This window comes from Geobacillus sp. PLS 41 (assembly GCF_056494105.1).
This window is the reverse complement of the sequence record NZ_CM151395.1, coordinates 2,333,226-2,345,878: the sequence shown is the minus strand read 5'-3', so window position 1 is coordinate 2,345,878 and position 12,653 is coordinate 2,333,226. Positions and strand designations below refer to the sequence as shown.

Genomic DNA, 12,653 nt, shown 5'->3' with positions numbered 1-12,653 from the left:
AAACGAGGCGCTCTCAACCGAAGTTGTCCTCAATCGCCTTGCGAATGAGCGCCGCGCACCGATCAAGCTCCGCTTTGAGCTGGCGTTTGTACAGCTTCGCCTTTTCCTGTCCGCCCTCGGCGAACCGATAGTAAACGACTTCTTGGTACTTCATTCCCTCTTTTTTCTGTTTCACTTGTTTTAAAATGCCGTCTTCGATCAAATCGTGCAGCGCCTTATACACTTCGGAGTGGTTCGGCCGGTAGCCGAACGGCTTGAACTCTTGGCGCAATACATCAAGCAGCTTCAGCCCGTAGAGCCGCTCCTGTTCGGTGAGCGTAATCAAATACAATTTTAAAAACGCACGTTGTTTTAACAGAAAACCGCTGGGCGTCCGTTTTTCTCCCATAGGCTTTTTCCCTCCTTCCCTACGGATGAAATTTCGCTCTTTGGGCGGCCAAATCCTGCTTGTCTTCATTATACCATGCGGGAAAGGAAAAATCCTCTCCCGCTTGGGTTCAATAAAACACGATCGTTTTGTTTCCGTGGATGATGACCCGGTCTTCCAAATGCCACCGAAGCGCCCGGGCGAGCACCGTTTTTTCGATCAGTCGGCCGATCCGCTTTAAGTCGTCCGGATGGTGGCGGTGGTCCACGCGGGCGACGTCCTGCTCAATGATCGGCCCTTCATCCAAATCGTCGGTGACGTAGTGCGATGTGGCGCCGATCAATTTGACGCCGCGCTCATACGCCCGCTCATACGGACGCGCGCCAATAAAGGCGGGCAAAAATGAGTGGTGGATGTTGATGATCCGTCCCGGGAATTCAGCGACAAACGCCGGCGACAAAATTTGCATGTAGCGGGCAAGCACGATGGTGTCGATCTGATAGTCGCGAAGCAGACGGATTTGTTCGGCTTCGGCGTCCGCTTTCGTTTCTTTCGTCACCGGAATATGCACATAAGGGATGCCAAATGACTCGACCGTCTCGCGCAAGTCGGGGTGGTTGCTGATGACAAGGGCGATGTCGGCGATCAGCTCTCCCGCCTGCCATTGCCAAAGAAGTTCAAGCAGACAATGCTCGGCTTTGGAGACAAAAATCGCGATTCGCCGAATGTCGTTGTGCAGCCGAAGCTGCCAACGCATCTCAAATTCAGCAGCGATCGGGGCAAACGCCGCTTCGATCTCTTCTTTTCGCTCGGCGATGTTTGGACAGTCGAACTCCAAGCGGAGAAAAAACGTCCCTCCCTCAGGATCGGTCGAATATTGGCTCGATTCAACGATATTCGCCCCTTGTTCGTACAGAAACGACGTCACTGCCGCGACGATGCCCGGGCGATCTGGGCAGGAGATAAGGATTCGAGCGCGCTGCTCGTAACCTTGCAAAAATGATTGCCAGCGATGTTGGCGAAATGTCGTCATGCGTTGTCTCTCCCTTTTCTTGCTTTTCTTGCAATTCATCATACAAAAAATTCATGAACTTGCCAACAGGGAAGATAACAAAAGAGGGTGTCCCAAAAGGATCGGGACACCCTTTCTTATTACCGTATATAGGTATAAAACAATCATTAAGAAACAATATGTTGTGTTTTGTTAAGAAAAATGACCCTTTTGGGTCATCCCCCTGGCAAGCGAAAAACCTCTCTCAGTCTTTCGTCAAATCGCCGGCCGGGCCGAAAAATTCGTAATGGATGTGCTCCTCTGGCACACTCCATTGTTTTAGGGCACGATAGACGGTTTTCATAAACGGCATCGGGCCGCAGAAATAAAAGTCTGCGTCTTTCGTCGGGATCACGGATTGCATCCATGCGAGGTCGATCCGCCCTTCTTTGCCAAAATGTGGATGGCGGCGATCCTCGTCGGATGGCGACTCGTAACAAATACGGTAAGAAAATGACGGGCGTTCCGCCAACATCCGAAGCTCCTTATCAAACGCGTGCACGCGGCCATTCAAAGCAGCATGCAAAAACGCCGCTGGGCGGGTCGGTTGGCGGATGGCCAACGTATGCGCCATGCTCAAAAGCGGAGTGATGCCGACGCCGCCGCTGATGAACACAACCGGCGTCGTTTTGGACAAATCAAGCGTAAAATCGCCGGCTGGAGCGCTAAGCTCGAGCACGTCGCCCTCTTGGACATGATCATGCAAATAGTTGGAAACAATGCCGGCCGGCTTGTCCGCTGTAGCTGCTTCCCGTTTGACGCTGATGCGGTAATACCCTTTTCCAGGTGCATCCGATAAGCTGTATTGGCGAATATGCGTATACGTCTCGCCCGGAATCGACAGTTTGACGCTCACGTATTGACCCGGCAAATAATCACTGATGGCCTTGCCGTCTTCCGGCTCCAAATAAAACGAAGTAATGACGCCGCTTTCTTTCACCTTTTTCACGACGACAAATCGGCGAAAGTCACGCCAGCCTCCGTGTTTGGCCGCTGCCTCATCGTAGAGCTCTTTTTCCACTTGAATGAAAACGGACGCAATGGCTTCATATGCTTCCGTCCAAGCCGTGATCACTTCGTCGGTGGCGGCGTCGCCGAGCACGTCTTTGATCGCCAGCAACAAATGCTTTCCGACGATCGGGTATTGTTCTGGTTTGATTCCTAAGCTGCGGTGTTTATGGCCGATTTGCCGCACAACCGGCAAAATAGCATCAAGCTGGTCGATATAGCGCGCTGCCGCATACACGGCTGCGGCCAAGGCGCGTTGCTGCCGCCCTTGCTTTTGGTTGGCGTGGTTGAAAATATGGAGCAGTTCCGGATGATTGGAAAACATGAGTTCATAAAACCGCTTCGTAATTTGTTCGCCATGTGTTTCCAAGACAGGCACCGTTGATTTCACAATTTCAATCGTTTTTGGATGCAATTTCGTTGTCGTTGTCATGATTTCATCCCCTTGTAAAACATGTATTTTTAATACATCTTTTATTCAACCATGATCACTGCGAAAAAACAATATTTCAAATACATCTTTAATAAATTGTTCACAATTCTCCGTTCGAATCAGGTGTGGTACAATGGGATCAAGAATGTCGCTTAAAGGTTGTGAATCACGATGCAGTTGACGAACTATACGGAATACGCCTTGCGCGTCCTCTTGTTTTTAGGCGCGCTTGATGAAGAAGAAAAAACAAACATCAAAGACATTGCCGCTGCCTTTTCCATTTCAGAGCATCATTTAAGCAAAATCGTCTATGAGCTTGGCAAACTCGGCTACATTGAAACGATCCGTGGGCGCAACGGTGGAATCCGCCTTGCGAAACGCCCCGCGGAGATTGTCATCGGCGCGGTTGTTCGCGAAACGGAGGAAAACTTGTCGCTTGTCGAGTGTTTTGCCGCCCACGGCAATGAGTGCGTCTTAACGCCGGTATGTCGGCTTCGCTTCGCACTTCACGAGGCGTTAGAGGCGTTTTTGCGTGTGCTGGATGCGTATACGCTCGCCGATTTGCTTGAAGACCGAGCGTCGCTTCGTTCTTTATTGAAAGAGCGGCGCGGTTGAGAAAACTTTCTGGCTATAAGCTGGAGAGTTTTTTGGCGTTTGGCAGGCACACGATCACTAGGCATCGCTCTACGGAAGGAAGACGCGGGATGATGCGAAACCGATGGCGGCCTTTGCGCGGGATGTGGCGGCAAGAACGATCATCAGGTGGAAAAACGAAACCAGTCGTCAAACATGGGCGGCGGGATGAATACGTCCGGCACCGGCCGATCACATCCCCTTTGTTTGCCACAAGACGAAGAATATATTAAGATTAGAAAGGTGTGAAAACATCTGCATGACTAAAGGAGGTCACAATGAAACACGAAGGAAGCGCTTTGCCACCTTACTTGCATATGGACAATGGAGAGCTTTGGCTCACCGAAGATGATCGCGACAACTTAAAAATCAGCTATCGAATCAAAGAGGTGATTTTTGCCGAGCCGTCCGAGTACCAGCATGTGATGATTTTGGATTCGTACGATTTTGGCCGCATGCTCGTACTCGATGGCGTCGTGCAAACGACCTCGATTGACGGCCATATTTATAACGAAATGATTTCGCACGTGCCGCTGCAGTTTCATCCGGAAGCGAAGCGGGTGCTCATCATCGGCGGCGGCGACTGCGGCGCAGCTCGTGAGACGGCGAAATACGCTCATCTTGAAGCCATCGATATGGTGGAAATCGACGAAAAAGTCGTCCGGGCGTGCAAAGAGCATTTGCCAGCCGTCTCCGGCAACTTATCGGATCCGCGCGTGCGGTTTGTTTATGATGATGGCGTCGTGTTTGTGCAAGAGAAAGAAAACGTCTACGACGTCATTATGATCGACTCGTCTGACCCAGTCGGCCCGGCGGAAGCCTTGTTTTCACCGGAGTTTTACGCCAACGTCCATCGCGCGTTGAAAGCAGACGGGCTGATGGTCTGCCAAAGCCAGTCGCCGATTTTCCACTTGGATATCTTGAAACGGACGTACCGCAATATTCGCGAACTGTTCCCGCATGTGCTTGTGTACACCGCGGTGGTGCCGACGTATCCAGGCGGACTGTGGAGCTTTACGATCGGCTCGAAACGGCCGCTCGATTTTCCGGCGCAGACAACCATTCCAAACGACACGAAATACGTCAATGATGCGGTCTTTCGTCAATGTTTCGCCTTGCCCGAGTTTTTGCGCTCGGCGCTTGAGGTGGAATAACGGCTTGGCATGGAAAAAGCTGTCCCTGCTTTGTGAGGGGACAGCTTTTTTTGTGTCATTTGAGTGATCTTTCTATTATTCCACCCGCTTTCTTGTTTCATTGCGCCGGTGGGTTGTGGGTCAGTGCCCGCTTAGCAAGCCATTGAAACGTCAAGTCATCCGCCGGCGGGTTGTGCAATCCAGCGCGGACGTCACGGTAATGCCGCTGAAGCGGATTGTCAGCAAACAAGCTTTGTCCGCCGACAATGCGCATCGCCCAATCGACGACTTCAAGCGCGGTATTGGTGGCGACCAATTTGGCTGTTGCCAACTCCTCTTTCATCGCCATCCGTTTTTCCGGATAGCGATCCCATAAGTCGGCGACCGCGTACAGGAAATGGCGCGCATGGGTGAGGCGCCATTCCATTTCAGCGATTTTCCGCTGCACTTCGGGTGTTAGGGCGATTGGGTGAGGCAGGGTATTAGGCTGGTACGTCTTGGCAAAGCGAAGCGCCTCATTGCGCGCCGCAATGGCGATGCCTAAGTAACAAGCCGGCACGTGCAACAGCCATCCTTGCGCCGGAGCGGCTTCGTTCGCTTCTCCAAGCGTCTCTACGAGCGCCTCTTGGTCGACTTCGACTTCTTCAAGAACAAGATCATCGCTGCGCGTCGCCCGCATGCCAAGCGTGTTCCACGTCGGCTCGATGCGGATGCCTGAAGCAGACATCGGCACGAGAAATTCACCGACCCGACCGTCTTCCATCGTGGCGGAAATCAATACGTAATCGAGCGCAGGGGCTAACGATGCAAATGTCTTTCGCCCCCGAAGCACCCAGCGGCCATGGCGAAAGACGGCCGTCGTTTCCGGTTTACCGCCGCGCGCCGGGCTGCCAGTTGTCCGTTCAGAGTGGGCGCTGTTGATGAGCGCGTGGCGGCAAACGACTTCATTCGCCAAACGGGCGAGAACGGGCTCCGGCCAGCGGCGGAGCAAAAATAAACGCATGAGAATGCTGGCGTGCCAACCAAACGACAATGCCGTTGCCCCAGAGCCTTGGGCGATCGTTTCTTGCACGAGCACAAGCTCATAAAGCGATGCCCCTTGGCCGCCGTATTCAGTCGGGACGGTCAAGGAAAGGAATCCAGCCTCTTTTAAATCGGCAAAATCGGCAAATGGAAACGTTGCCTGTTCGTCATCATGCGCTGCCCGTTGGACAAATCGTTCCGCAAGGCGGCGCGCTTGGTTGTACAATTGTTGCTCCCGATCGGTCCGCACAAGCAAATGGTACAATTCGTTCATCGGTTCTCCCCTTCTTTTGGTCAAGATGCCTTTATTGTACCGAGTTCTGGCTAGGACTGAAAACAAAAACGCACGGGAAAATGACCGTCCTTGCTCTCGGAAGCTTAAAAGAGAAAGAAATGCCGAATGTACCGATCATCGTCACGGTGGACGAACTCATTTTTCCCAGCATCGTACTCGTATTCCTCCTGCCAGCGGCGGCCATAGCGGGCGATTTGACGGACGGCGCGGATGATCGCATACACTTCTTCGTTCGTCATCGTAGGATGGAGCGACAGACGCACCCATCCTGGTTTGGCGAGAGGATTGCCGTTTTTGACTTCTTGAAGCAGCGCAGCGGATTGTTCCTTGTCGATGCCAAGCAAATAGTGGCCGTATGGTCCGGCGCAGGAACAGCCGCCGCGCGCTTGAATGCCGAAGCGATCATTCAGCAGTTTGACAACAAGGTTGTAATGCAATCCATCTATGACAAATGAGATGATGCCAAGACGGTCGTCCCGATGTCCTTCAAGCACGCGGACGCCGGGAGTGCTTTTTAGCGCCGGCAAAAGAAGGGAAACAAGTTCCTTTTCGCGGGCGCGCATCTGTTTTACGTTCATTTGCTCTTTCAGCTGGATGGCCAACGCTGCCTTGATGGTTTGCCAAAACGGCGGTGTTCCGCCATCTTCGCGTTCCTCAATGGCTTGGATGTATTCATAGTTCCCCCACGGGTCAGTCCAGTACACCGTCCCGCCGCCGGGGTGATCCGGAGCGTGCTGATGATAAAGCCGGCTGTCAAAGATGAGCACGCCGGCGCTTCCCGGCCCCCCGAGAAACTTATGGGGAGAGAAATAAATGGCATCAAGCTGCTCCATTGGGTCGTCCGGATGCATATCGATGCGGACGTACGGAGCGGAAGCAGCAAAATCAACAAAGCAAAGGCCGCCATGCTCGTGCATGATTTTCGCCAGCTTATGATATGGGGTTTCCAACCCCGTGACGTTCGAGCAAGCAGTAAATGCACCGATTTTTTGCGGCCGATCTCGGTAGCGCTCCAGCAGCTCGCGCAAATGGTCAAGATCGACATCCCCGTTCTCTGTCGGCCGGACCGCCACGACTTCCGCGATGGTTTCCACCCATGGCAATAAATTTGAATGGTGCTCCATATGGGTGACAAAAACGACTGGCCGCTCCTCATCATGAAGGGACAAGCGGCGCTTCCACCGTTCCGGTACGCGCAAGCCAAGCAGACGCTGCAGCTTGTTGACGGCGCTTGTGGTCCCGGCGCCTTGCATGATCAAGACGTCGTTTTTCCCGGCATGAACGTGCTGTTTGATGATTTCTTTTGCATAGCGATAGGCAAGCGTCGTTTTCGTTCCGGTCACATTCGATTCCGTATGCGTGTTGCCGACAAATGGACCGAGCTCATGCGTCAGCTTCTCTTCAATCGGCCGGTACAGCCGCCCGCTTGCCGTCCAGTCGGCGTAAATAAGCCGCTGTTTGCCAAACGGCGTAGAAAACGGATGAAAGCGGCCGATCGTTCCATCGCGAAACGGCTGAAAATACGTCTCAAGCTCTCCGCGGCATGTATACACCGCATTGCCGATCACAGCGTGAATGGCCATGTTGATTCCCCCTTTCCGCCATTTCGTCTATTTACAAAGTATGTCGCCTTCGGTGGTTCGGTCCAAAAAACGTGGGAAAGTTGAAAATGAAAAATCCGCCGTACAGGCGGATGATATTCCACTCCCTTTTTTACTCCTTTTTTTGCACGATAACGGCGAAATCGTTTCCCCCACGGACGGCGCAAGGTATTCGGCAAGCATGGTCCGCAAGTCATCGGGCAATGGTTCGCTCGTTTGGGTTTGGAAATTAAAATGGACGACCGCTGCCTCTCCGATGGCGATCAGTCTTCCTGTTTCCTCTTCCATGATGCGATGAATGCATTGAAAGCTTTTATTGCCGATCCGGGAGACATTGGTTTCCACGCGCAATCGTCGTCCGAAGAATCCTTGGTTGATAAAATCGCACTTGGTGGAAGCTAAAATAAAATGCCAGTCGTCCGTTCGCCCGCCGTAACGCAATTCATCAAACAGGCGGGTGCGCGCTTCTTCTAAATAAATAAAATAGCTAATGTTGCTTAAATGTCCGAGCGCATCAGTTTCACAAAAGCGTGGGTTGACGGTAATGATGTGCGTCTTCATTTCTCCCTCTTCCTTTCTTGCTTTTTTTTGCCCCTTTCGCCCACAATATTCGTTTGGGTGAGCATGGGGCGGGAGCAAGTTTGATTTGCAGCTACCAACTAGTCAGTATGTTGTTTTTATCATACTCCGATTGATTGGGATATGCAATTGTTTTTTTGGGTTATTGATTATTTAGAACATTGTTTGTGACATGAAATATTGTCGCGAATCCAGTACGTTGCACGAAAGGATGAAAATCTCTTTCAATTAAGTTGAATTTTTGGTTTACACTTCGCCGATTGCCTGACACATTAGATTGCATCCGCATGTATCGAAGTGCAAATGGTAACGAACAATTGGAACCTATATAGTTTTGACATTTTCAGGGTAGATAAAAAAGCCCGGCGAGGGCAGACGGGGCGTCTGCGGTCAACCGGCCCAAAGCGGCAAAAGAACGTATCCTGCAAGCGACACGCCGGCGCAAAGGAGAGAGAGGCGCAATTTGTATTTCGCATAGCTCATCAAGTCCATATCCATAATGGCTGCCGTTGTAATCGTCGTATCGCCAAGCGGCGAAGCAAAGGCGCCAAACGTCCCGCTCGCAAACACGGCGCCGACTGTCACCTCGAGCGGCGCCCCGGTCGCATGGGAAAGCGTGACGCCAAGCGGCATCAAAATGCCCCACGTTCCCCATGAAGAACCGATAAAGTATGATAAAAACGATCCGACCAAAAACACGGCCGCTGGCACGAATGCCCCCGGCAGCCATGTGCCGAACGTCGACGACACGTACTCCGCAAATCCGAGTTCCCCCGCCACCGCCGAGACCGCCCATACGAGAACGAGCATGCCGATCGGCGCCATCAGCTCGTTTCCTCCGGCAAAAAAGTGGTACGTCAACTCTGAGAGCGATTGTCGGCGCCACAAATAAAACATCATCGACAAAAGGATGGTCACAAACAGCGCCAACAGCATCGCCCATGTCGCATCGGCCGCGGAAAACGCCTCCCACCAATTCTCTGCCCCGCGTTTCCTCCCGTCGTACACGAAAAAGGCAAACGTCAGCGCGATTAACAGCGCCAGCGGGACAAACAAGTGCAACGGCTCCCCGTTGATCAGCGCCAGCTCCTTGCGCAATCCGAGCCCGTGCAGTGTATTCGTTTCCCCTTCTCCTTTTTTCGCCCGCGGTTTGCCGATCCGGATGTTCAACATCGTCGTCAACACCCCGACGGCCAGAGCGACAATCGCAAACAAGTTGTACGGCAGGCTGCGCAAAAACACGTCATACGGCGATTCGTGAATGTCGTTTTGCTCAAGCGCCGCGGCGACAACGGAAGTCATAAAGCCGACGAACGCTGTCGCCGCTGGCAAAAGCACGATGATCGGCTCGGTCGAGACGTCGATCATGTACGCCATGCGGCGGCGGTCGATGCGAAACTGGCGAAGGACCGCTTTCATCACTGGTCCAAGGAGCATAATGCGAAACATCGGCATAAAAAACGTCACCGGCACCGTCAGCCAAACGAACAACAAAATCCCCCGCTTCGAGCGGATGCGGCCGGAGAGTCTCTCGACAAACCCTTTGATCCCGCCGGTAATTTGCATCATGCCGACAAGCGAACCGAACAAATACAAAAACGCGGCCACCTTCATATGCTCCGGATCGGTCAGGGCGTGAAGAACAGCGGAAACAGCGCGCTCAATCGCGCCGACAGCCGACCACTCAAGGCAAAACGCTCCGACGAGCAATCCGGCCACGAGGCCGGGCAAAATTTCTTTCAGCCATACCGCCAACGGAATGATGAGCAGAAAAGGCAACAGCGACCACCATGTTCCTTCCACGTCGGCGCCTCCTTTGCGATGATGTTGTTACCAAGAAGGATAGCCATAATGCAGTTTTTTTATGATTTTCATTGAAGATTTAGAACATAGTTTTATTTATAAAATTTATGTTGCCCACGCAAACAAAAAAAAGCCGCGCTGCAGTTTGCAGCGTGGCCCACACTTCCATCCGCCCCGGGCTGACTCCCAAACAACCTGGGGCACAGAAGGCGTTGTCATTTCCGGCGCGCAAAATCGACAAATCGGAACTTGTCGAGCCGGTGACGCGATTCCGTATATTGAAACAATGCAGCATTGCTTAAATACACATAGTTTTTGACGACAACGACGCGGTCATCGCCATGCAAATCCAAATAGCGCCGGTCTTCGTCCGTCGCTTCGTCGACCGATATTTCTTTTTTCGCAAAGCTGATCGGCAAATGCAGCTTCGTTTCCAAATATTCATAAATCGAGTCTTCGCAAATCTCTTTGGTCAATAGCGGCACATGCTTTTTCAGAAAAAAGTCTTTATCCAAAATAATCCGCTCTCCGCCGATTTCCCGGACGCGCACGACTTTCCACACTTCGTCTTTGCTTGAGGCGCGCAGATGCTGCCTGAGCTCGCGATCCGGCTTGATGATCGCCAGTTCATGCACGATCGTCCGCACCGGCTGCTTCATCGTCTGCGCCAGTTCTTTAAAGCTGACCAATCCGGATACGGGAAAGTCATATTTGCCGACGTCAAGAACGATAGATCCTTTTCCTTTCATTTTTTGGATATAGCCGTGCTCGGACAACAAATGGAGCGCTTTGCGAATCGTCTCGCGCGATGTCTCATATCGGGCGGCCAGCTCGTGTTCCGATGGCAGCTTGTCGTACGCCTTCCATTCTCCGCGGCGGATGCGGGAAATGAGGTCATGGTAAATGGTTAAATATTTGTTTTCATGCATAAGAATCACCGCTTGTATTGTATCACGGCCGGCGCAAAAGATAAACAACCGATTCGTATGGGCGCAGCTGCATGCGGCGAAAATCGGCCGGCGCGTCCGAATAATTGGCAAGCAGCAGTTTTCCCGTATAGCCATCGGCTCCTGCTTCTTTCGGCAGCGTGAACGTCGTTTCGATTGGATAAAAATTGTTGACAACAAGCAGCTTTTCTCCATCGCCATGACGCATATAGACGAAAATATGCGGATCGTCCGCAAGCAGCAGCTCATAGCGCCCGGTCGTAATGAGATCATACTGTTTGCGCAGCTCAATGAGCCGCTTATAGTGGTAGAAAATCGAGTCGCGGTCGGCGAGCGCCTGTTTCACGTTAATGCGTCGGTAGTTGTCGGCGACGCGAATCCACGGCGTCCCGGACGTGAAACCAGCATGCGGGCTGTCGTCCCATTGCATCGGCGTGCGTGAGTTGTCGCGCGATTTTCGCTGCAAAATTTCCATCACTTCTTGCTCGCTTTTGCCTTGTTCTCGCAAAATCCGGTACATGTTGAGCGACTCAACGTCGCGGTAGTCGCGAATATCGGTGAATTTCGGATCGGTCATGCCGATTTCTTCGCCTTGGTAAATATAGGGCGTCCCTTGCATCAAATGGATCGTCGTCGCCAGCATTTTCGCTGACTCTTTCCAATACGTCCCGTCATCGCCATAGCGCGACACGATGCGCGGCTGATCGTGGTTGCACCAAAAGAGCGCATTCCAGCCGCCGCCTTCATACATCCGGACTTGCCATTCGGACAAAATGCGTTTTAAGGCAAGGAAATCAAATGGGGCGACTGCCCATTTTTCTCCGTTCGGGTAATCGACCTTCAAGTGGTGAAAGTTAAACGTCATATTGAGCTCGTGGTTTTCCGGGTTCGTGTAGCGGATGCAATGATCGATCGTCGTCGACGACATTTCCCCGACCGTCATGACGTCATATTTCGAAAACACTTCGCGGTTCATCTCTTGCAAAAACTCATGAATGCGCGGTCCGTCCGTATAAAAGCGGCGCCCGTCCCCCGGCGGCACCGAACCGTCATCATCCGGGAAGCGCTGGTCTTTTGACAACAAGTTGATGACGTCAAGCCGAAAGCCGTCCACTCCTTTTTTGAGCCAAAAATGCATCATGTCATAAATGCGGCGGCGCAGCTCTTCGTTTTCCCAGTTCAAGTCCGCTTGTGTCACATCGAACAAATGCAAGTAATATTGGCCGGTTTGTTCGTCGTATTCCCACGCCGAGCCGCCGAATTTCGATTGCCAGTTGTTCGGCGCTCCGCCGTCCGGCTTCGGGTCGCGCCAAATGTAAAACGAGCGGTATGGGTTCGTTTTCGAGGAGCGCGCCTGCTGAAACCATTCATGGTCGGTTGAGGTATGGTTGACGACCATGTCCATCACCAGCTTCATGCCGCGCGCATGCACTTCGTGAAGCAGACGGTCAAAATCGTCCATCGTTCCGTATTCGTGATGGATGCGGAAATAATCGCTGATGTCATAACCGTTGTCGCGCTGCGGCGACGCGTAGATCGGCGTCAGCCAAATGACATCGACACCCAATTTTTGTAAATAATCGAGCTTCTCGATCACGCCCGGCAAATCGCCAATGCCGTCTCCATTCGTATCGTAGAAGCTTTTCGGATAAATTTGATAAACGACTGCTTTTTTCCACCAAGGGGTTGTTGACATCTCTCTTCACCTCGTTCGTCGGGATAAAAAACATACCATTGGCATCGGCGGCCAATGGTACGGGCGGGAAATAAATGATTTCGC

The 12,653-nt window shown here is 52.3% G+C and carries 10 protein-coding genes and 1 pseudogene; 2 read left to right on the top strand and 9 right to left on the bottom strand.

All coding sequences use genetic code 11. From position 1 onward, the window contains the following. Positions 1-13 precede the first annotated feature (13 nt). The 3 genes from ACVX3G_RS11730 to hmpA form a co-directional block, all read right to left on the bottom strand. The gene (locus ACVX3G_RS11730) at positions 14-388 is read right to left on the bottom strand and encodes a replication termination protein (protein WP_011231227.1); all 375 of its coding nucleotides are present in this window, start codon (positions 386-388) and stop codon (positions 14-16) included. 109 nt (positions 389-497) lie between these two features. Then, a complete protein-coding gene (gene purU, locus ACVX3G_RS11725) occupies positions 498-1,400 on the bottom strand; it encodes a formyltetrahydrofolate deformylase (protein ID WP_014195843.1) in 903 nt (300 codons plus the stop codon). Positions 1,401-1,623: 223 nt separating this feature from the next. Continuing rightward, complete coding sequence (gene hmpA / locus ACVX3G_RS11720; RefSeq protein WP_020279469.1) at positions 1,624-2,859, bottom strand: NO-inducible flavohemoprotein; 1,236 nt, start codon at positions 2,857-2,859, stop codon at positions 1,624-1,626. A gap of 171 nt (positions 2,860-3,030) precedes the next feature. Here hmpA and nsrR point away from each other — a divergent pair, with 171 nt between their 5' ends. Both nsrR and speE read left to right on the top strand, forming a co-directional pair. Next, a complete protein-coding gene (nsrR, locus tag ACVX3G_RS11715; RefSeq protein ID WP_011231230.1) occupies positions 3,031-3,474 on the top strand; it encodes a nitric oxide-sensing transcriptional repressor NsrR in 444 nt (147 codons plus the stop codon). Positions 3,475-3,770: 296 nt separating this feature from the next. Then, complete coding sequence (gene speE, locus ACVX3G_RS11710; protein ID WP_011231232.1) at positions 3,771-4,646, top strand: polyamine aminopropyltransferase; 876 nt, start codon at positions 3,771-3,773, stop codon at positions 4,644-4,646. 97 nt (positions 4,647-4,743) lie between these two features. Here speE and ACVX3G_RS11705 read toward each other — a convergent pair whose 3' ends face one another. The 6 genes and pseudogenes from ACVX3G_RS11705 to treC form a co-directional block, all read right to left on the bottom strand. Then, the gene (locus tag ACVX3G_RS11705; protein ID WP_011231233.1) at positions 4,744-5,922 is read right to left on the bottom strand and encodes an acyl-CoA dehydrogenase family protein; all 1,179 of its coding nucleotides are present in this window, start codon (positions 5,920-5,922) and stop codon (positions 4,744-4,746) included. A 104-nt stretch (positions 5,923-6,026) separates the two neighbouring features. Beyond that, positions 6,027-7,526 (bottom strand): aminotransferase class V-fold PLP-dependent enzyme, encoded by a 1,500-nt coding sequence (locus ACVX3G_RS11700; protein ID WP_014195845.1) that lies wholly within the window; start codon positions 7,524-7,526, stop codon positions 6,027-6,029. Positions 7,527-7,661: 135 nt separating this feature from the next. Beyond that, positions 7,662-8,105: pseudogene (locus ACVX3G_RS11695) on the bottom strand (acyl-CoA thioesterase); the annotation flags it as partial. A 408-nt stretch (positions 8,106-8,513) separates the two neighbouring features. Next, entirely contained in the window at positions 8,514-9,926 is a 1,413-nt protein-coding gene (locus ACVX3G_RS11690; protein WP_011231236.1) for a Na+/H+ antiporter NhaC family protein, read from the bottom strand. 215 nt (positions 9,927-10,141) lie between these two features. Further along, positions 10,142-10,855, bottom strand: a complete 714-nt coding sequence (gene treR, locus ACVX3G_RS11685) for a trehalose operon repressor (RefSeq protein WP_014195847.1) — start codon at positions 10,853-10,855, stop codon at positions 10,142-10,144. A 22-nt stretch (positions 10,856-10,877) separates the two neighbouring features. Further along, positions 10,878-12,569, bottom strand: a complete 1,692-nt coding sequence (treC, locus tag ACVX3G_RS11680) for an alpha,alpha-phosphotrehalase (RefSeq protein ID WP_318549777.1) — start codon at positions 12,567-12,569, stop codon at positions 10,878-10,880. Positions 12,570-12,653: the final 84 nt, after the last annotated feature.